This is a genomic window from Parahaliea aestuarii, assembly GCF_008064635.1.
Lineage (GTDB): Bacteria > Pseudomonadota > Gammaproteobacteria > Pseudomonadales > Halieaceae > Parahaliea > Parahaliea aestuarii.
In genome coordinates this window covers 663,294-681,956 of sequence record NZ_VRYZ01000002.1, presented here as the reverse complement: position 1 = coordinate 681,956, position 18,663 = coordinate 663,294, and the positions used below count along the sequence as shown (strand labels likewise).

The 18,663-nt window shown below is 60.6% G+C and carries 18 protein-coding genes; 12 read left to right on the top strand and 6 right to left on the bottom strand.

Features of this window, described 5'->3' with window-relative positions:
• Window positions 1-332 precede the first annotated feature (332 nt).
• Complete coding sequence (locus tag FVW59_RS07195) at window positions 333-1,418, bottom strand: DUF2855 family protein (protein WP_148063535.1); 1,086 nt, start codon at window positions 1,416-1,418, stop codon at window positions 333-335.
• A 131-nt stretch (window positions 1,419-1,549) separates the two neighbouring features.
• On the opposite strand from FVW59_RS07195, the gene FVW59_RS07190 reads away from it, so the two are divergent.
• Window positions 1,550-2,383: a CvfB family protein gene (locus FVW59_RS07190; RefSeq protein WP_148063534.1), complete on the top strand. Its 834-nt coding sequence runs from the start codon at window positions 1,550-1,552 to the stop codon at window positions 2,381-2,383.
• A gap of 176 nt (window positions 2,384-2,559) precedes the next feature.
• On the opposite strand, the gene FVW59_RS07185 is transcribed toward FVW59_RS07190, so the two are convergent.
• The 4 genes from FVW59_RS07185 to FVW59_RS07170 form a co-directional block, all read right to left on the bottom strand.
• On the bottom strand, window positions 2,560-2,943 hold the full coding sequence (locus FVW59_RS07185) for a Rid family hydrolase (RefSeq protein WP_148063533.1): 384 nt from the start codon (window positions 2,941-2,943) through the stop codon (window positions 2,560-2,562).
• Window positions 2,940-4,100, bottom strand: a complete 1,161-nt coding sequence (locus FVW59_RS07180) for a pyridoxal phosphate-dependent aminotransferase (RefSeq protein WP_246139662.1) — start codon at window positions 4,098-4,100, stop codon at window positions 2,940-2,942. The genes FVW59_RS07185 and FVW59_RS07180 overlap by 4 nt, the downstream gene beginning before the upstream one ends.
• Window positions 4,101-4,163: 63 nt before the next feature.
• The gene (locus FVW59_RS07175; protein WP_148063531.1) at window positions 4,164-5,057 is read right to left on the bottom strand and encodes a bile acid:sodium symporter family protein; all 894 of its coding nucleotides are present in this window, start codon (window positions 5,055-5,057) and stop codon (window positions 4,164-4,166) included.
• Window positions 5,058-5,120: 63 nt separating this feature from the next.
• Complete coding sequence (locus FVW59_RS07170; RefSeq protein ID WP_148063530.1) at window positions 5,121-6,422, bottom strand: NAD(P)/FAD-dependent oxidoreductase; 1,302 nt, start codon at window positions 6,420-6,422, stop codon at window positions 5,121-5,123.
• Window positions 6,423-6,664: 242 nt separating this feature from the next.
• On the opposite strand from FVW59_RS07170, the gene FVW59_RS07165 reads away from it, so the two are divergent.
• The 5 genes from FVW59_RS07165 to FVW59_RS07145 all read left to right on the top strand — a co-directional run bounded on the left by FVW59_RS07165 (window position 6,665) and on the right by FVW59_RS07145 (window position 11,045).
• Window positions 6,665-7,408 (top strand): NAD(P)-dependent oxidoreductase, encoded by a 744-nt coding sequence (locus FVW59_RS07165; protein ID WP_148063529.1) that lies wholly within the window; start codon window positions 6,665-6,667, stop codon window positions 7,406-7,408.
• Window positions 7,409-7,504: 96 nt separating this feature from the next.
• Window positions 7,505-8,707 carry a serine hydrolase domain-containing protein gene (locus tag FVW59_RS07160; RefSeq protein ID WP_246139661.1) on the top strand — a complete coding sequence of 401 codons (1,203 nt, stop codon included), beginning with the start codon at window positions 7,505-7,507 and terminating at the stop codon, window positions 8,705-8,707.
• A gap of 55 nt (window positions 8,708-8,762) precedes the next feature.
• The gene (locus tag FVW59_RS07155) at window positions 8,763-9,512 is read left to right on the top strand and encodes a glucosaminidase domain-containing protein (RefSeq protein ID WP_148063528.1); all 750 of its coding nucleotides are present in this window, start codon (window positions 8,763-8,765) and stop codon (window positions 9,510-9,512) included.
• Complete coding sequence (locus FVW59_RS07150) at window positions 9,509-10,570, top strand: polysaccharide deacetylase family protein (RefSeq protein ID WP_148063527.1); 1,062 nt, start codon at window positions 9,509-9,511, stop codon at window positions 10,568-10,570. The genes FVW59_RS07155 and FVW59_RS07150 overlap by 4 nt, the downstream gene beginning before the upstream one ends.
• Before the next feature lie 61 nt (window positions 10,571-10,631).
• Window positions 10,632-11,045 carry a GFA family protein gene (locus FVW59_RS07145; RefSeq protein WP_148063526.1) on the top strand — a complete coding sequence of 138 codons (414 nt, stop codon included), beginning with the start codon at window positions 10,632-10,634 and terminating at the stop codon, window positions 11,043-11,045.
• Between the two features lie 403 nt (window positions 11,046-11,448).
• On the opposite strand, the gene FVW59_RS07140 is transcribed toward FVW59_RS07145, so the two are convergent.
• The gene (locus FVW59_RS07140; RefSeq protein ID WP_148063525.1) at window positions 11,449-12,807 is read right to left on the bottom strand and encodes a sigma-54 interaction domain-containing protein; all 1,359 of its coding nucleotides are present in this window, start codon (window positions 12,805-12,807) and stop codon (window positions 11,449-11,451) included.
• Between the two features lie 251 nt (window positions 12,808-13,058).
• Here FVW59_RS07140 and FVW59_RS07135 point away from each other — a divergent pair, with 251 nt between their 5' ends.
• From FVW59_RS07135 to FVW59_RS07110, 6 genes are all read left to right on the top strand, one after another.
• On the top strand, window positions 13,059-13,952 hold the full coding sequence (locus tag FVW59_RS07135; protein ID WP_148063524.1) for an MBL fold metallo-hydrolase: 894 nt from the start codon (window positions 13,059-13,061) through the stop codon (window positions 13,950-13,952).
• A gap of 9 nt (window positions 13,953-13,961) precedes the next feature.
• A complete protein-coding gene (locus FVW59_RS07130; protein WP_148063523.1) occupies window positions 13,962-15,725 on the top strand; it encodes a SulP family inorganic anion transporter in 1,764 nt (587 codons plus the stop codon).
• 35 nt (window positions 15,726-15,760) lie between these two features.
• Window positions 15,761-16,195, top strand: a complete 435-nt coding sequence (locus tag FVW59_RS07125) for an OsmC family protein (protein WP_148063522.1) — start codon at window positions 15,761-15,763, stop codon at window positions 16,193-16,195.
• A gap of 16 nt (window positions 16,196-16,211) precedes the next feature.
• Entirely contained in the window at window positions 16,212-16,652 is a 441-nt protein-coding gene (locus tag FVW59_RS07120; RefSeq protein WP_148063521.1) for a YeeE/YedE family protein, read from the top strand.
• 2 nt (window positions 16,653-16,654) lie between these two features.
• Window positions 16,655-17,071, top strand: a complete 417-nt coding sequence (locus FVW59_RS07115) for a DUF6691 family protein (protein WP_148063520.1) — start codon at window positions 16,655-16,657, stop codon at window positions 17,069-17,071.
• Window positions 17,072-17,138: 67 nt separating this feature from the next.
• Window positions 17,139-18,557, top strand: coding sequence for an MBL fold metallo-hydrolase RNA specificity domain-containing protein (locus FVW59_RS07110; protein ID WP_148063519.1), 1,419 nt, complete (start codon window positions 17,139-17,141; stop codon window positions 18,555-18,557).
• The last annotated feature ends 106 nt before the right edge of the window (window positions 18,558-18,663 follow it).

Here is an 18,663-nt window from a genome sequence, read left to right as displayed (position 1 = left end):
CCCGGTCAGTGACCTGCCGAACTGCTTCGACTTTGAATTCTTCGGGATAACGCTTGCTGCTCATATGCACCTCTCTGGTAGCCATTGTGTATGGCTGAAAGGTGTCTAGCAAACTGGTGGCGATTCAGGCAGAGCAGCCCTAAGGCTGTTCTGATCCATCCCTCGCGGTAACCTGCCGCACACTCAGACTCCAACGTTTCGAGACGAGGCGTAGTTCTTTATTCGTTGAACACCCCGTCAATCACAGTGATTCTTCAATCGAGCGCTGGTGGCACAAGGCCTGGATTTCCCCATTGCCATCTTCAGTCTAATACCATTGCCACTACCGGCACTTACAGCGTCACCACGAAGGCCCGCTCAGGCGAGGCGCCCTGTCGCACGGTGTTGTAGCACCGGGTAACGCCCTCGAGACCCTGGGGATGGTCAATCGCTATCCAGTCGTCGATTACTGCCAGAAAGGACTGCCAGGCCTCATCCAATCGCTGCTGGAACACCGCCGGTCCCCACTCCGCGTTGCGTTTGGCGATCTGGTCCGGCGCGAAAAACATTGCCGGACGGGCGCCCGGCAAGGCACTGGTATCCTGACTGCCCCAGTCGTCGTAATGGGTTACGCCCACGCTGCAACTGCATACCAGGCTGTCGCCGTAGTGATTGTGAATAGCCGCCAGTAAAGTGCCGCTGCCGGACATATCGACAAAGGCCGCCCGCCGCCCCGCGTCGAGGCCCATAACCTCGTCGTAGGTGAGGACCTGATCGTAGGCACCGGTACCCTCAACAAAGCCCTTGTTGCCTGCCGAGGTAAGGCCGATCACCCGGAAATCGCCGCCGCGGCGCAGCATGTAGGCAGTACACAGTGCGGTTTTACTTGATGCGCTGCCCAGCAGGATTTCTTCGGCGCCGAACAGGTCGTTATCCCGCAGGTAATCGTCGATCACAAAGGCGGTGGTAAACAGCGGGCGGTAGACCATCTGATGATCGTCATAGCCGGGGGGAAAGCCGTTGTCCGCCGTCATCAGGGCGTACTGGTTGTATACCACCGGCAGATCCGCCCGGTGGGCTGCGGTGTCAGTAAAGCCGCGCGAGCTCACATCACCGGGCTCGACTACCAGAAAACTCGCCATGGGGAAGTAGCCGTAGTAGCGCTGTCCCGTTTCCAGCCCGCTGTCTCCCGCCTGCAATACGGTGCCCACACCCCATACCGGGATGATCCCCCAGCCGTCCTGCGCAGGGAAGAACTGCCAGTAGCCGATCATCTCACCGACGACACCGTAGGTGATATTGTTGGCGGTGAACGCGTAGTGATCCACTCTGATGACGGCTTCACCGGCTTTTAATGCCAGGGATTCCGGTGCAGGCAGTTCCTCAACCCGGTACTGTTCAAGATCATCGCGACGGACTGCAAAACGGAAACAGGACATGGACTACTCCAGCGGTGGCTAAACAGGAGCCAGCCTAACCATATCGGTGCCCAAGTAAAAGCTGGCCGCAATACCTGTAGAATGCCGCCCAATGCCCTACTATTGCGGGCCAACCCCTGCAGGCAGTCCTGATGCTCACAATCGGCCAAGTCAATTCACTCACCGTACTGGAGGTCGGCGCGCACGGAGCCATTCTGGACGGCGGCCAGTGGGGACGATTGTTGCTCCCCCTCCTACAGCTACCGTCGGGCCTCGAACCGGGCGCTGCGGTGGAAGTCTTTGTATACCTCGACGCCGAGGGTGATCCAGTGCCGACCACGCAGCGCGCAGCGGCCGCTGTCGGCGAGGTCGCCTGGCTGGAGGTCGTGGATGTCAATCGGCTCGGTGCCTTCGCGGACTGGGGTATTCCCAAGGACCTGTTCATCCCCTATGCCGAGCAGCAGTATAAGCTCAGCAAGGGCCGCCACACCCTGGTGCGTGTTTACCAGGACAAGCAGGGACGCCTGGCGGGTTCCACGCGGCTCGACCACTGGATCAGGGACGATGCCAGCGGGCTCAGGCGCGGACAGAAGGTCAGCCTGATCATTGCCGACAAAACCGAACTGGGTTTCAAGGCGGTGATCAACCACAGGTGCTGGGGGCTACTCTACGGGAATGAACTGTATCGCCGGGTGAGGAAGGGCCAGGTGATCGACGGCTATGTCCGGCAGATTCGCGAAGACGGTAAAGTGGACCTGTCGCTGACTCAACCGGGCTTCAGCGAGGACAAGATGAACGGCATCAGCACCGCGATCCTGGAAGCGCTGGATGCCAATGACGGCTTTCTCGCCCTGACAGACAAGAGCCCGCCGCCGGAGATTTACGCCGCGTTTGGCGTTAGTAAGAAGGTGTTCAAACAGGCCTTGGGCGCCCTATACAAGCAGCGCCGGATTCAACTGGAAAAGGACGGCATCCGCCGGGTGTGAGCCGAGCGGTATCTTTCACAGGCTGGCGGCAGGAACGTGATTGATACTACGCTCTGCGTCGGATACCAGAATCCCGGAAATTCTCTGCAGCGTTTCGGCGGGTGGTTGTTTGTAGTTCCTCCCAGTCGCGCCGGAGACGCTCTTGAGCATCTCCGGCAAGCTCTGGTGATCAGGAGTCAGGATGGTCGATAGGCGGTCACTTCGATTTCAATCAATGCATCTGGCGCCGGAAACTCGCAGATGACCGTCGTATTGGCCGGTCTGATCGTGTCGAATTTCTCAGCGAGAATGTCGACGAGGCTACCGACGTTCTCGCGACTCGACAGGAAAACCCCGCATCTGACCACATCATTCAACGAGCTGCCGGCCTCTTCGAGGGCGGCTTCGATCACGGCAAAGCTGTTTTCGGCCTGGGCTCTGAAGTCGGCGGGCATTTCCCCGGTGGCGGGGTCCTGCCCCATGGTGCCTGAAACGATGACCCAGTTGTCACAGATAACCGCGCGCGCGTAGCGGGCTTTTTCCTCGATAGCAGACTTTGAAAATATCCGATGCTTGCTCACAGGGTAAGGCCTCCTTTTAGCGCCTGTTCAATACGCTCCATGGCTTCCTCGACGCGCTCAATGGGCTCCGATCCAAAGCATATCCGCAGATGCTGCCCACCGTTGCTGCCGTAGAAATTTCCAGATTCCACTGCCACGTGGGCATTTTCCAGCAGGTAGTGGGCGAGCACATCGCCGCTGTGCCCCAGGGCGCTGATATCAGGGAAAGCGTAGATCGTGCCTTCCGGGGCAGGGCAGGTGATGCCGGGTATGGTGTTGAGGCGCGATACGACAATGTCCCTGCGCGCCTGGTCTTTGGCGAGAAATTCCTGCAGGCAATCCTGCGATCCCCTGACGGCTTCAAGAGCGCCGTACTGGACGAAGATGTTGGTATGCGTGGTGCAGTTCATCGTGACGCGTTGCAGGTCGGCAATCAGATGGCGGGGCCCGACGGCGTAACCGATGCGCCAGCCGTCCATTGCGTAGGCCTTGGTGAAGGCGCTCACCGTGATCGTGCGCTCGCGCATGCCGGGGAGTGATGCAAAGTTGATGTGCTTGCGCCCGTCGAAGGTGTTGAACTCATATACCTCATCCGACAGTACCGTTAAATCGTGCTGTTCCGCGATCTTTGCCACCGACAGCAATTCTTCCCGGGTCATCACCGTGCCGCAGGGGTTTGCCGGGTTGATCAGCACGATCATTTTTGTGCGCGGCGTGATTGCGCTGGCAATTCGCTCGGGGTCGGGAGCGTAGCGTCCATTGACAGCGCTCATGGGTACGGGCACCACCTTGCCGCCCGCAAACTCGATTTTGGAGTTGTGCTGGGGGTAGAAAGGCTCGAGTACGATAACTTCGTCGCCCTCATCCAGTGCTGCCATGAACACGGCAAAGGTCGCCTGGGTCACACCGTTGGTGATCAGGACTTCGTCCGCATCGCAGGCGGCGCCGTAGTGGCGGGTGTAGCGCTCGGCCAGGGCGGCGCGCAGTTCGCCGAGCCCGTTCAGCTCACCGTAGTGCACAATTCCGTCATCAAGGGCTTGTTTGGTGGCTTCCTTGATATGCGCAGGGGTATCGACCGAGGGCCTGCCAATTTCGAGATGGATGATGTCGGCACCCTGCGACTGCAGGCGCGCGGCCACTTCGTACATTCCAAAGCCTTTGCTGGCTTGTGTTTTCATTCGTCGCGATGACCATTGCATGGCGTTTTCCTCGTGGAGCTAGTCTGTAGTGGCGGGCGATTATCAGGATGTTGCCGCTTTCCCGCTGGTAGCGGCGGCCGGCCCGGTCATGTACTTGCGCAGCAGGACCACCAGAATGATGCAAACGACCAGTCCGATGGGGGTGTTCATTATCATTGGCAGGGACATTTCGCGGTTGCCTACAATCGCGACCGCAATGAACAGGGCCGTCCCTTCCTGGCGAATCAGGTGCTCGATACAGATGGCAGAGGTTTCACTCTGATTGAGGCGGGACACGCGGGTCAGCCCGAAGGCGAGCACCAGTATAGTCAGGTTCATCCCCAGCACGATCCAGAACAGGGTCCAGAAGTTGTCACGCAGTATCGCTACCTGGTCCATCAGGATGATGATGAAGGCCCCGGTCAGAACCACAACGGCGATGGTCTTGAGATAGCCCCTGACGGATTCGGCCAGACGCTTGTTGTAGTGGCGTACGGCCAGCCCGATGCTGGTGGGTACCAGGGTGATGCTGAAGATCTTCCAGATAAACGCGCCCAGCGGAATATCCACGGCCTGTTCGATATCCATGAAGTAGTGAAGGATGAAATAGGCATAGATCGGCACAATGAAGATATAGATGGCGCTGACAGCCACGCTGAGCGAGAGGGACAGCGCCAGGTCGCCCTTGGACAGGTCCGTCATCAGGTTGGATAACATGCCGCCGGGGCAGGTCGCCAGCAGCATCAGGCCAACGGCCAGCGCCGGTGAGGGTGAGAAGGTCGTCACGAAGAAAAAGCCCACCAGCGGCGGGATGACCAGCATGCCCAGTACCCCCAGCACCAGGGCGCGGCGATTCTCGAATATCCGCCTGAAATCGCCCAGGGTGAGGCTGAGCCCCATCGAGAACATGATGCACCACAGCGACCCCGGCAGCACGATATCGTCAATTATGTTCATGGGCTGTCCTTTTTTGCAGAATGATTGTGAGCTCAGCGCATGGCTGCCGGTGCCTGGTTGTGCCTACAGCCCGAGCCGGTCGCAGGCTCGGCCGTACAGTGAGTACATCCGTGCGCCGATCACCTGCATGGCGCGCAGGTGGGTCGGCTCGGGGCGCACGGCCGGAATCGGAAGTCGCTTCGGGTCATCGTGCAACAGCATTTCCGCGGTCCGCGTCGCCAGCATGGTAGAGGCGGCCAGACCGCGACCGTTACAGGCGGTCAGGGCCCAGGCGTCGGGGCCAAGGTCATAGAGGGCGGGCAGACGGTCGCGCGTAACGGAGCCCTGCCCAAACCACAGGTAGTCAACTTCCGGTACCCGCTTGAGTTGCAGCGCGCTGGCAAGCCTCGCCACCATGGAGCGCCCGAGTGCGGCGGTGTTGCCGGCCGCGCGCAGAGGCATGGCGCCGGTAATCAGGCGGCCGGCTTCGTCGAAGCGGTAGGTGAAGAGGTTGCGGCGTGTATCCGCCAGGCTCTGGCCAAAGCCGATCAGTCCGAGCCTTTCCTCGGGAGACAGCGGAGTGGTGGCGATCTGGCAGACCCGCAATGGGACAATGCTGCTCTCGATGTTCGCGCCGGGAATGGCGGATCGGGCATTGGTGCACACCAGTAGCCGGGAGCCCGCAATCCGTCCCTGGGGGGTATCGGCCCACCACAGATCCTGTTCGCGCCGAAGACTGTTGGCGCGACAGCGGGTGTGCAGTGTCGCCCCGCGCGCCTGTGCGGCCGTCAGGGCGCCGTAAATCAGTTTGATCGGGTGTACCGCGCCGCCACTGGGCGCGAACAGGCTGCCGTGGTAACCGGTCAAGCCGGTTCGTCTGGCGGTTTCCTGCGCGTCGAGTACCTCCATGCTGCCGCCGACAGCGCGCCAGACTTCCTGGTCGGCCTGGCAGGAGGAGAGCGCTTCTGCTGAGTGTGCCGGCTGGTACCAGCCCCCCTGGGCACCCCCGCAATCGATCCCGTACTCGGCAACCAGTTGAAAGAGCAGGTCTCCGGAGCCGGCAATCTCTGCCAACAGCCGGTCTGCCCCGTCTCCAGTGCCCTTGTAGAGCTGCGCCGGACGGACCGCGGAAAAGCTCGGAACAATAAAGCCGCCGCTGCGTCCGCTGGCACCGCTACCGGGCTCACCGGCATCGAGAACAGCCACCTTCGCCCCGGCGGCTTGCAGGCGCAATGCGGCAACGGCTCCGGTTATGCCCGCGCCAATGATCAGTACGTCTTTGCGGGCACCGTCTTCAAAGGGCTCGCTGGCGGGCTCGGACGGAGCCGTTGCGCGCCACAGGCTGTTGGCAATGGGGTGAGCCTGGGAAAACTTTTCGGCGTTCATGGTTCTCGCTGCTGCTACCTGGTGGCTAAACGGGTCGGGCTGCTTTTTCGCGCAATTGATGTCGGGTCGGGACGTCGATCGGCATCAATGCAACTAAAAAAACGTGAATATGGTTATATAATGGCAGGCTAGAGGACCCCGAATGTTTTGGCAAGTGAAACTGTGCCTGTGCCTGTGCTCTGGCTGCTCGCTTATTGGCTCACTGCTGCTAACCTGAACCAGGTTAAACGAGTGCCGTTCAGATGGTCTGTCGATCCGCATTGGTGTTGTTGATTTTGTTGCTGGTCGCTTGCGCCGGCCCGCAGGACCGTCTTGCGCCCGCAGAAATCACCGCCGACAGAGCGCCCGTCACCCGCGATACCACCATCGCCCTGCTGGGCGGCACCGGCATGGTGGGGGGCTATCTGCTGCGTGAAGCGCTGGCTGCCGGCTACCCCCTGCGGGTACTGTCACGCTCACCGGGGCGTCTGGACTACCTGGGAGACCGGGTGACGGTTGTCCAGGGAGATGCCCGGGAGCCGGCGGTGATAGAGCGCCTGTTGCGAGGTGCCGATATTGTCGTCACAGCCATCGGTCCCACCGGCAGCGAGCAGATGCTGAGCACCGCCGTTAGCGGGAATGTGGTTGCCGCCATGAAAAGCCTGGGTATCCAGCGTTACATTGTGGTCTCTGGCGGCGCAGTCGTGGTGCCGGGAGATCAGCGCAGCTTCACCGGGTGGTGGGTTCGCCAATTGGCCCGGCTGCGCTATCCCTCTATCCTGAGGGACAAGCAGGCAGAGTACGACGTGTTGGCCGCAAGCGGGATCGACTGGACCCTGGTGCGCTGCCCGCTGATCGCCGCAGAAGACTACCAGCGGGAGCCGCGCATCTCACTCACCACGCCCACCGATTTCCATCTGCGCGCCGGGGAACTGGCGCGCTTTATTCTCGAAGAGGTCGAGGTGCCACAGTACCGGCGCGAGGGGCCGTTTCTGGGTAGTCGCTGAGGCGGTTTGAAGTCCGGGTGGAATATTTTTTGACTAGGAATGACGGCCGGCGCAATCTGCGATAGCTTGTCCGTTTCGACCGTAGAGGACCTCACCATGATAGACAGGCTGCGGATGTTCACCCTTACTGCCGGTTCCATCCTGATGCTGGCCAGCAGCGCACTCGGTGCAGCCCAGAGCTATCTCCACGCCGACGAGCCCATCGGTAGCGTACGGGACGTCTACAGCGGCACTCTGTACCCGGACATCCAGACCAACACGTTCCGCAATATCGATCGCTTGTTCCCTACCCGAATCGTGGCGGCGGGTAAAACCGCTTCCCCGCTCCCGGCGGCTGCAGAGCCACTGGAGAATTTCAGCTTTCAGTCCCGTGGCAAATCCTATGACCTCTACGATTTCCTGTCGCTGAACCGGGTAAGCGGCATTCTAGTACTGAAGGATGGCGAGGTCGCCTTCGAGAAATACCTGCTGGGCAATAGCGAGAGAACACGCTGGATGTCGATGTCGGTCGTAAAATCTGTTACCGCCACCCTGGTCGGTGCGGCTATCGCGGACGGCCATATCGAAAGCCTCGAAGACCCCCTGACCCGCTACCTGCCCGACTTCAGGGGCAGCGCCTACGACGGGGTGACCGTTCGCGACCTGCTGCTGATGGCCTCCGGCGTCGCCTGGAACGAGACCTACACCGATCCGGCTTCCGATCGCCGCGCCATGCTCGAGGCGCAGATTGCGCAGAAGCCCGGCGGCATCCTCGAACTGATGGCAAGCCTGGATCGCGCAGCGCAGCCCGGTACACGCTGGAATTACAGTACCGGAGAAACCCAAGTGGTTGGTGCCCTGGTGGCCGCCGCCACCGGAAAGCCGGTAGCCGACTACCTGTCGGAGAAGGTCTGGCAGCCCTACGGTATGGAGGCCGACGCCACCTGGTGGCTGGATTCCCCGAACGGGCTGGAAATTGGTGGCAGTGGCCTGTCGGCCACCCTGCGGGACTACGCCCGCTTCGGGCAGTTCATGCTCGGTGGCGGCAAGGTGAAGGGCAAGGCGGTACTACCCCCCGGCTGGGTGGAGGAAGCCACGCGGGACCATCCCCTGGAGGGAAAAGCCGAGCCCTACGGCTATATGTGGTGGCCACTGGATCGTGGATCCTACGCCGCCATCGGCATCTTCGGCCAGTTTATCTTTGTCGATCCCCAGCGCCAGGTGGTGGTTGCCATGTGGAGCTCCCAGCCGAAACCGGTGGGCAAGGATACTGTCGACGAGTACGAGTTCTTCAATGCCTTGAGCGCTACACTAAAGTAGTCCGGCTCTGATTGAGTGCTGTTGAACCACCCCAGGCCCTAATGGAAACTACCCGATGACGCGAAAGCACATTCTCTGCACCTGGCTGGCTCTGCTGCTGATTCTGCTCGCACTGCTTGTCGTGGTGCGTGAGCCCCGGTTCCCCGCCATGCCTGATCTCACCGCTATCGAAGACGTCGGCGCCAGAAAGCAGGCCTTCTATGATTACCTGCTGCCGATTGTGCGCTACCACAACGCCCGGATCAGGCAGGACAGGGAGCGTCTGCTGGACATTGCCGGCGAAGGTGCAGAGCCCGGCTGGTCGGCCAGGCGCTGGCTGAGGGGCCTGAGTGAGGAGTACGAAGTGGAATACGACGACCGCCGTCTCGAAGAGGTACTCGTCACCCTGCAGCGTCGGGTCGATGTGATACCGGCCGACCTCGCCTTGGCCCAGGCGGCGGTGGAGTCGGGTTGGGGGCGATCCCGCTTTGCACTCGAAGCCAACAACCTGTTCGGGCAGCGCTGTTATGAACCGGGCTGTGGCCTGGCTCCGAAGGGACGCGAGTCAGCGCGTTTCGAGGTGCTCAAGTTGCCCAGTATCTCCGAGGCAATCCGCCGTTATATGAACAACCTCAATACACATGAGCGTTATCGCGGTTTTCGGGTAATCCGCGAGCAGCAGCGCGAGCAGGGCATGGCAATCCAGGGAGAACCGCTGGTGAGCGGCCTGGTGAGTTATTCCGAGCGCGGTGACGAGTACCTAAACCAGCTACTGGGCATGCTGCGCCGCAACCGCTCCCTGCTCGAACGGGTGGACGAAGCGTGATTCGCCCGGTGCTGGTTTGCCTGTTGCTGTGGGCGCAGACGTATGCGGCGCTGGCGGCGGATCACGGCGTTATTCTGCTCTACCACCGCATCACCGGGGAGGGGCCAGCAGCCACCCGGGTGACACCCGCACAGTTCGAGCGTCACCTCGACTGGCTGAATGACAATGGCTTTAAAGTGCTCCCCCTTTCACAGCTGCTGGATGACCTTTTCGAGCGCGGTGAAACGCAGGAAAACGCCGTCGCCATCACCTTTGATGATGCCTATGTGTCGGTGTACCAGGAGGCATTTCCGCGGCTGCGCGAGCGCGATATGCCCTTCTCCGTTTTTGTTGCGACCGAAGCTGTCGATAAAGGCTATGGCCACTACCTGGACTGGGGGCAGATAGCGGAGATGCAGCAGAGCGGGCTGGTTGAGGTCGGGCCGCATTCCCTGACGCACGCTCACCTTGAGCAGCGCCGCACTGGCGACTCGCAAGGCGATTGGGAAAAACGGGTGTCACAGGAGATTGCAGGCAGTATGAAGCGCCTGCAAGCCAGGTTGCCGCAGGCACCGATCAAGGTCTTCGCCTATCCCTTCGGGGAGTACAGCGCCGCAACGCTTGAACTGCTCAAGAAAATGGGCTTGCGCGGCCTGGCCCAGCAGTCCGGTGCAGTCGGTGTAGCATCACACGCCCAGCGTATTCCCCGTTTTGCCATGGCCACGGGTTACGACGAGCTGGAGCGTCTGGCAACGTCGCTGCGTGCGCGGCCTATGCCGGTGCAGACAGAGGAGGCTCAGCCGTTTTTCCTGGACGTGGGCGCCTCTCATCCGGCCTCATTTAGGTTGACGCTGCGTGAAGGGGAGTTGGTGCCGGCAACTGTGAGCTGCTTTTCTTCCACGGGCGCTACCCTTGAAACCGCTTCGCAGAGCAATGACCTCACCGTGAGCCTGCCGCCCCTTGCCGCTGGCCGCAACAAGATCAACTGTACGGCCGCTACCGGGCGGAAAGGTGAGTTCTACTGGTATTCACGGCTGTGGACGCTTGCTGATGAGGCGGGGAGCTGGCTGGAGCAGTAATATTCGAAATGTCTGTGCAGACCACAGACCCGTTTTTACCCGAGATAGATAGGACAAGTAAATGACCACCGTTAATACCCTTTCCGGCAGCTGCCTCTGCGGCACCGTCCGCTACACCGCCACTGGTGAGCCCGAGCGCTTTTATCATTGCCATTGCTCCCGGTGCCGCAAGGCCACCGGCACCGGGCATGCCTCCAACCTGTTTCTGCAAGGCAGCCTGCAATGGAACAGCGGCGAAGCGTCCCTCAAACGCTACACACTGCCAGAGGCAGAGCGCTTCTCGAACACGTTTTGCGGCGAATGCGGCTCGCGGATGCCTTTGGCCATCGAAGCCGCTGGTATGGTATTCATTCCCGCTGGCTCGCTCGACGAGGATCCGGCATTTATGCCCCAGGCACGGATTTTTCAGGGCTCCAGGGCGAGCTGGTCCTGCGATGCCAGCGACATTACCTGCTTTGAAGAGTACCCGTCCTGAGGCGAGTACCGCCCTTCGCGGCATGTCGCTCCTCTACAGAGCGGATATTCGGTTGGAAATAGACTTGTGGAAGGTAGCACCAGTCCGGATTTTTACCAGCGTTGTTTGCTCCCGCTGGAAAATTGACATGAACTTTTTCTGGCAGAGGCCAACGAAGAAACTATTGGTACAGAGGTGTTATAGCTCGGAACGAGGACGCCAGTACGCTCGGGGTCGAAAAGCTTCAGGTTCTGAATTAAGTGATTCTAGGGGGCGATGCCACTCCGTCCAAAGTGATTGACGGGTCTTTTACCGCTTCCCTCCTTGCTGATAGTCTCCCCCGTCTCTTTCGTGCTTAAGGCTCCACCATCAGCGGTAACGTGGTTGGCGAAATGGTTGGCAGCGAACGGCCAGCCGCGCTGGATCAGTATGCGGCAGCCTTTGCCGTGGTTGCCTGGCTGGTGGCTGACATTACAGTGGATTTCCGGTGAGTCTCCAGTTTTCGGTAAAGTGAACGCACACTGATACCCGCGATTGCTGCGGCCTTTTCCTTGTCGCCGCTGCAATGTGTCATTAGTTGCTCGAGGTAGTGCCGCTCGCGGGTTCTCAAGTCTAGCCATTCTTCTTCCGCTACCGTTGCAACGGTAGCGCGGACATCGAAACAGTTCTCCAGTACCTGCGCATCGATCACATTGGAGCGGGCGAAGATGATTGCCCGTTCCATCACGTTGCGAAGCTCGCGAGAATTCCCCGGAAACGGCTCAACCTGCAGGCGCTTTATGGCGGAGTCCGTCAGGTGGTAGGTTCTGTCGGCCGCGAGCTTTTCCAGCAGCGAGCGGGCGATCAGGGCGATGTCGTCGGGCCGCTCGCGCAGCGGCGGCAAGGTGATGGGGAAAGTGTTGAGTCGGTAGTAGAGATCTTTGCGGAATTCTCCGACCTCTACCATTTGCGACAGGTCCTTGTGTGTGGCGCAAACCAGACGGAAATCTGCGCGCTTCAGCTGGGTGCTACCGACGGCGCGATAGGCGCCTGTTTCCAGCAGGCGCAGCAATTTTACCTGCATCCCCAACGGCACATCGCCGATTTCATCGAGGAAGAGGGTGCCGCCATGGGCCTCCTCCAGCAGGCCGGGTTTGTTGTGGGTGGCACCGGTGAAGGCGCCTTTGACGTGGCCGAACAGTTCACTTTCAAACAGGGGTTCGGTCAGGCCGGCACATTCCACAACGACAAAATTCCGGTCGGCCCGCTGGCTCATCTCGTGAATAGCGTTGGCCGCCAGCTCCTTGCCGCTGCCGGATTCGCCCAGCAACAGCACCGACGCGTCGCGGGGTGCGACGAGGTTGATCAGTTCCACTACCCGGTTGAAGGCAGGGCTGCGGCCGACCATGCGCTCGCGGTGGATCTCCGCGCTGGCGATGTTCACGGGCTTGAGTATTTCGACGAAGTAGAGGACTTCGCCGTTTGCATCCTTTAGCGGCATCATCTCCACATCGATATGTTCCTTCCCCCGGGGCGTGTTGTGGATGTGCAGTACACGCTCTTTTTCCAGGGAGGTTTTGCAGGCCGCAAGCGGGCAACTTTCACCTGCCTGGTCGCAGGGCCGGTCATATCCGTGTGAGATCTGGTAGCAGCGCTCTCCCGGATGGGGCTGGCCGAAGCTCTGCCGGTAGCTGAGGTTGCTGGCGAGAATGTCGTAGTCCGGCGAGAGCAGGATGGCCGGGTGCTCTATGCTTTCGAGCAGGGAGCTGAAATCGAGGTCGGTGTTGAGCGGGGACGAGTTCACAGGTTTGCGCCATAATTGACATATTCCCTGTCAATTATGGCAAGAGACGCCGCCCTGTAAATAGTCTCTATCCCATCCAGACGCTGGCGGCATTGCTATAAATCTATGAAAAACAGATGGTTAGGAAAATTATTTTCTTGTTGCCCACTATGGCGCAAGGCTTGCTATAACAGTTCCTGAGCCATTGAAAGCGCTTTCATAGGCGCAGTCCGCTGGGACGTACCCAGCTTCGGAGCAGCGAGGACACGAACATGCCCGACATACCTTTCGCGGTGGATCTTGCCTGCAAGCCGGACGTCATTCCTTTCTTCGACGAAGACACCAGTACCTTCTCCTACGTGGTCAGGGACCCGGTCTCCAGCGCCTGTGCGGTGGTGGACTCGGTAATGGAGATCGATTATGCGGCCGGGCGACTCAGCCTGCAGGGCGCGGACCGGATTATCGACTATATCCGCCAGCACGAGCTGCAGCTGGCCTGGCTGATCGAGACCCACGTGCACGCCGACCACCTGTCCGCCGCGCCCTATATCCAGGAGCAGCTGGGTGGCAAAATCGGGATCGGCGAGCACATCGCCACTGTGCAGCAAACATTCGGCAAGATCTTCAACGCCGGAACCGAGTTTGCCCGCGACGGCTCCCAGTTCGACCACCTGTTCCGCGACGGCGAGCAGTACGCCGTGGGTGGGCTGGTGTGCCATGCCCTCTATACGCCCGGCCATACTCCGGCGTGCATGAGCCATGTGATGGGAAATGCCTGCTTTGTTGGCGACACCCTGTTCATGCCCGATGGCGGTACCGCTCGCGCTGACTTTCCCGGTGGCGATGCGCGCACACTCTACCGCTCGATTCAGCGCCTGCTATCACTGCCAGGCGAAACCCGCCTGTTCATGTGCCACGACTACAGGCCCAACGACCGCGAGCTGGAGTACGAGACTACGGTCAGTGCAGAGAAGGCCGGAAACATACACGTACACACCGGGATCAGCGAGGGTGATTTCGTCGCTATGCGCGAGGCGCGCGATGCCACTCTGGGCATGCCTCGCCTGATCCTGCCATCGCTGCAGGTCAACATGCGCGCCGGGCACCTGCCGGCTCCGGAGAGCAACGATACCGTGTATCTCAAACTACCGCTCAACGTCCTGTAGGCGGTGGCAATGGTGTCCAGGCTGGCGCACTACCTGCCGATACTGACCTGGGGGCGTGCCTACAACCGCAGGCTGCTGGTGAGTGACCTGCTGGCCGCGGTGATCGTCACCATCATGCTGGTTCCCCAGTCGCTGGCCTATGCCCTGCTGGCGGGCTTGCCGGTGGAAATGGGCCTGTACGCCAGCATGCTGCCGCTACTGGCCTACGGTATCTTCGGCAGCAGCCGCAGTCTGTCGGTGGGGCCAGTAGCGGTGGTTTCGCTGATGACCGCGACAGCGGTGGGGCAGGTGGCTGACACGGGCAGTGCGGGTTACATCGAGGCAGCACTGTTGCTGGCGTTGCTGTCCGGGCTGTTCCTGCTGCTGATGGGCGTGTTGCGATTGGGTTTTCTCGCCCACTTTCTCTCCCACCCGGTAATTACGGCCTTTATTGCCGCATCGGGACTGATCATCGCCATCAGCCAGCTCCGGCATATTCTCGGCGTCCCCGCCCACGGCGACAACTTGCTGCAGCTACTGGGCAGTCTTGCCGGCCAGCTGGCCGGGACCAATGTCGCAACGCTGGCGACAGGGGGGCTGGCGCTGTTATTCCTGTTCGGGATGCGCAAAGGACTGCAGCCGTTGCTTGTCCGCGCTGGATTGCAGGAACACGCGGCGGCATTGCTGGCCAGAACCGGCCCGGTGCTGGTGGTGGTGGCGACCAGTGTCGCAGCCTGGGCGCTGGGCCTCGGTGAGCGCGGTGTGGCCCTGGTGGGGGAGGTGCCCAGCGGCTTGCCGGCGCTGACGATACCATCCCTCGCGCATCCGGCGTGGCGGGAGCTGGCACTTTCCGCGCTGTTTATATCCATTATCGGGTTTGTCGAGTCTGTGTCGGTGGGACATACACTGGCCGCTAAACGCCGGCAGAAAATTTCTCCAAACCAGGAGTTGATCGGGCTCGGTGCCGCCAACATTGCGGCGTCGGTCAGTGGCGGCTACCCGGTAACCGGCGGCTTCGCCCGCTCGGTGGTGAATTTTGATGCCGGGGCTGAAACCCCGGCAGCTGGGATGTTCACTGCGGTGGGAATCGCCGTGACTGCGCTGTTGCTTACGCCCTACCTTGCCTATCTCCCGCAGGCGACGCTCGCCGCCACGATTATCGTCGCTGTGTTGTCGCTGGTGGATCTGTCGATCCTGAAGCGCACCTGGCAGTACGAAAGATCGGAGTTTGTGGCTGTTGTTGCAACCCTGCTTGCTACGCTGCTGCTGGGTGTGGAGGCAGGCGTCGCCTGTGGTGTGCTGGCTTCGCTGGCGCTGCACCTTTTCAAAACTTCGCGACCGCATATGGCGGTGGTGGGGGAGGTACCGGGTACCGGGCATTTCCGCAATATCAGTCGCCACCAGGTAGAGACGCACGACAGCATACTCTCCCTGCGTATCGATGAAAGCCTGTACTTCGCCAATGCCAGCTATATTGAAGACCGGCTCTATGCATTGCTGGCAGAACGGCCGGCGGTAAGGCATGTGATACTCATGTGCAGCGCCGTCAACGAAATCGATCTCAGTGCACTGGAGACCCTGCAATCCATCAGCCAGCAGCTTGCCGATGGCGGTATCAGCTTCCATCTCTCAGAGGTCAAGGGGCCGGTGATGGACTGCCTGCAACGGACCCGGTTTCTGGAGCAACTGAGCGGCCGGGTGTGGCTGACCCAACACCAGGCGGTGACTGCTATTCTCAGTGACAGGGGCGCAACGGCGGCGGCAGGTGATTCGACATCCGCCGGGAAACGGTAGCCCCACCCCGCAACTTGAACGAAGGAGCAGTCGGCATGGATGAATTTCCACATACTTACAGTGTTGCAGTCAGCGCGGATCCAGACGATGCCGTGCGTATCACCGCGGAAGGTTTGCCCGGACTGGCCGCCGCGCCGCCGCGCCAGTTTGGCGGCTCGGGTGAGCAGTGGTCCCCGGAGGACCTGTTGATGGCGTCATTGGCGAGCTGTTTCGTGCTCTCCTTCCGCGCCATCGCCGGTATGAACAATCTCGAATGGTCGGAGCTCAAGGTTGAAGCCAGTGGCGAACTGGACAAGGTCGAGCGTATTACCAAGTTTACCCGGGTGACCATCGATGCCCGGCTGGCGGTGGGCGCGGAAGAGGACAGCGCGAAGGCTGAACGCTTGCTGCAGAAGGCGGAAGCCGCCTGCTTCATTTCCAATAGCCTGAATTGTGAAGTTCACCTCCAAAGCGAGATATTCGGGGCCTGATGCACAAGGAGTCGGTATGACTATAGTCAATTTCACACCCTGGTCGGCGCTGCTCGGTGGGGCGTTGATTGGCCTCGCCGCCGCCCTGCTGCTGGCGCTGAATGGCCGCATCGCCGGCATCTCGGGCATTGCCGGCGGTATTCTGGACCCGCAGCGGGGTGATGTAGGCTGGCGGGTCACGTTTGTGCTCGGCTTGGTGCTGGGCGGTTTCCTTTACCAGTGGCTGGGCCTGGGGGTTGGCGTCGGGCATATTGCTGCGGTTGTGGATACGCCGCAGCTGGTGCTCGCCGGCTTGCTGGTAGGGGTGGGCACCACCGTGGGCTCTGGCTGTACCAGCGGGCATGGCATCTGCGGGCTGGCACGCCGTAGCCCGCGTTCGCTGGTGGCGACGGTGACGTTCATGCTGTCGGCGACCATCACGGTATTCGTGGTGCGCCATGTACTGGGAGAGCAATGACCATGCGGTTCTATTCCCAGCCACTGGCAGCGCTACTCGTGGGGGTGCTGTTCGGTCTCGGCTTGTGCGTGGCGCAGATGATCGACCCGGCCAAGGTGGTGAACTTCCTCGATATCTTCGGTACCTGGGACCCTTCGCTCGCACTGGTCATGGGCGGTGGCCTGGCGGTCAACGCACTGGCGACACCATTGATTCTGAAACGGCCGCATCCGTTGCTGGACAATCGCTTCCGACTGCCGACCCTGACAAAGGTGGATCCACGCATTGTCATCGGCGGTATGATTTTCGGTGTGGGGTGGGGGCTGGCGGGCTATTGCCCGGGGCCAATGCTGACCTCGCTGAGCTTTGTCGATGCCGACATCCTGACGATTGTAGCGGCCTATCTGATCGGTACGTTTGCTGCCCGGCGTTTCCTGTAGAACGCTGTCTTCGATACAAACCAGGCCCGCTATCCTGGAAAACGGAACTGACCCGCGGGGAGAGACCATGGCTAAACTGACTTTCTACGGTGCCGTCGCCGGTGTAACCGGCTCCATGTACCTGCTCGAGACGGACCAAAGCACAGTGTTACTGGACTGTGGTCTTTTTCAGGGCCGGCGCGAAGAGGAGGAGGCCAACCAGCAGGGGCTGCCGTTCAATACGTCACGCCTTGATGCGGTGGTGTTGTCACACGCCCACCTCGACCACTCCGGCCGCCTGCCGCTGCTGGTAGGCGAGGGCTACAGCGGGCCGATCTATATGACGCGGCCGTCCTGCGACCTGATTGAGGTTCTGCTGAAAGACGCGGCCTCACTGCAGGAGCGCGACGTCGCCTGGGAGAACAAGCGCCGGCGTCGCGCGGGAAAGGAAGAGATTGATCCCCTGTATCGCCTCGAGGATGTGGAAGAAACCCTGGGCTTTTGCCAGGGGTTGAAATATCACCAGCGCATCACGATTGCCGATGGCGTCGAGGTGCGTTTTGTCGATGCCGGGCACATTCTCGGGTCGGCCATTGTGGAGTTGTTTATCAACGAGGGCGGGGTAGAGAAGAAGCTGGTGTTTTCCGGCGATCTGGGCAACTCCCAGGCGGCGTTGCTGCGCGATCCGGAAGTTGTCGAAAGCGCCGATGTACTGCTGCTGGAGTCGACCTACGGCGATCGGGAGCACCGCTCGATGGCTGATACCCTGCTGGAGTTTGAGCAGGTTATTGAAGCGGCTTCGGAAAACGGCGGCAATATTCTGATCCCGTCTTTTGCCGTTGGCAGAACCCAGGAGATTATTTTTCGCCTCGGAGAGCTGTACCAGCAGGGGAAGTTGCGCCACCAGATGATCTACCTGGATAGCCCGATGGCCATTGCCGTGACGGAAATCTATCATCGCTACCAGAGTGTGTATAACGACGACGACAGGGCGGCCATTGATTCCACAGCCCCGGCGCTACGGGCCAGTCAGAAAAGCCTGCACACTTTTCTGCCGACACTGCGCTACTCGACGACCACCGAGGAATCCATGGCGCTCAATAAACTGGACAGCGGCGCAATTATTATCGCCGGCAGCGGCATGTGTAATGGCGGCCGTATTCGCCACCACTTGAAGCACAATCTGTGGCGCCAGAGGTCCCATGTCATCTTTGTCGGTTTTCAGGCAATTGGTACTCCCGGGCGTGCACTGGTGGATGGCGCCGAGTATTTCGCTATCGGTGGGGAGAGGATTACCGTGCGCGCGGCGATTCATACCCTGGGAGGGTTTTCCGCCCACGCCAGCCAGAGCCAGCTGATCGACTGGCTGGGGCATTTCCAAGGTGTAAAGCCGCGCTTGTTCCTTGTTCACGGTGAGCAGGACGCCAAGCAGGCGCTGTCCGAGGCGCTCAGCCGGCTTGGATGGAAGGCCCGTATTCCGCACCTTGGTGAGACCATTGACTTCTAGGGTCGGGCGACGGGCCTCTTTCAGGGTACAACCACAGCTGCACCGCTGAAACGACCGTGGTGCAGGTATTCCAGCGCAGCAGCCAGATCCTCCAGCGCATACTGGT

Bases quoted from the DNA above. Each gene is read 5' to 3' on its own strand.
- FVW59_RS07195 (WP_148063535.1), bottom strand. From the start codon at position 1,418: ATGTCCTGTTTCCGTTTTGCAGTCCGTCGCGATGATCTTGAACAGTAC.
- FVW59_RS07190 (WP_148063534.1), top strand. From the start codon at position 1,550: ATGCTCACAATCGGCCAAGTCAATTCACTCACCGTACTGGAGGTCGGC.
- FVW59_RS07180 (WP_246139662.1), bottom strand. From the start codon at position 4,100: ATGAAAACACAAGCCAGCAAAGGCTTTGGAATGTACGAAGTGGCCGCG.
- FVW59_RS07175 (WP_148063531.1), bottom strand. From the start codon at position 5,057: ATGAACATAATTGACGATATCGTGCTGCCGGGGTCGCTGTGGTGCATC.
- FVW59_RS07170 (WP_148063530.1), bottom strand. From the start codon at position 6,422: ATGAACGCCGAAAAGTTTTCCCAGGCTCACCCCATTGCCAACAGCCTG.
- FVW59_RS07165 (WP_148063529.1), top strand. From the start codon at position 6,665: ATGGTCTGTCGATCCGCATTGGTGTTGTTGATTTTGTTGCTGGTCGCT.
- FVW59_RS07160 (WP_246139661.1), top strand. From the start codon at position 7,505: ATGATAGACAGGCTGCGGATGTTCACCCTTACTGCCGGTTCCATCCTG.
- FVW59_RS07155 (WP_148063528.1), top strand. From the start codon at position 8,763: ATGACGCGAAAGCACATTCTCTGCACCTGGCTGGCTCTGCTGCTGATT.
- FVW59_RS07145 (WP_148063526.1), top strand. From the start codon at position 10,632: ATGACCACCGTTAATACCCTTTCCGGCAGCTGCCTCTGCGGCACCGTC.
- FVW59_RS07135 (WP_148063524.1), top strand. From the start codon at position 13,059: ATGCCCGACATACCTTTCGCGGTGGATCTTGCCTGCAAGCCGGACGTC.
- FVW59_RS07130 (WP_148063523.1), top strand. From the start codon at position 13,962: ATGGTGTCCAGGCTGGCGCACTACCTGCCGATACTGACCTGGGGGCGT.
- FVW59_RS07125 (WP_148063522.1), top strand. From the start codon at position 15,761: ATGGATGAATTTCCACATACTTACAGTGTTGCAGTCAGCGCGGATCCA.
- FVW59_RS07120 (WP_148063521.1), top strand. From the start codon at position 16,212: ATGACTATAGTCAATTTCACACCCTGGTCGGCGCTGCTCGGTGGGGCG.
- FVW59_RS07115 (WP_148063520.1), top strand. From the start codon at position 16,655: ATGCGGTTCTATTCCCAGCCACTGGCAGCGCTACTCGTGGGGGTGCTG.
- FVW59_RS07110 (WP_148063519.1), top strand. From the start codon at position 17,139: ATGGCTAAACTGACTTTCTACGGTGCCGTCGCCGGTGTAACCGGCTCC.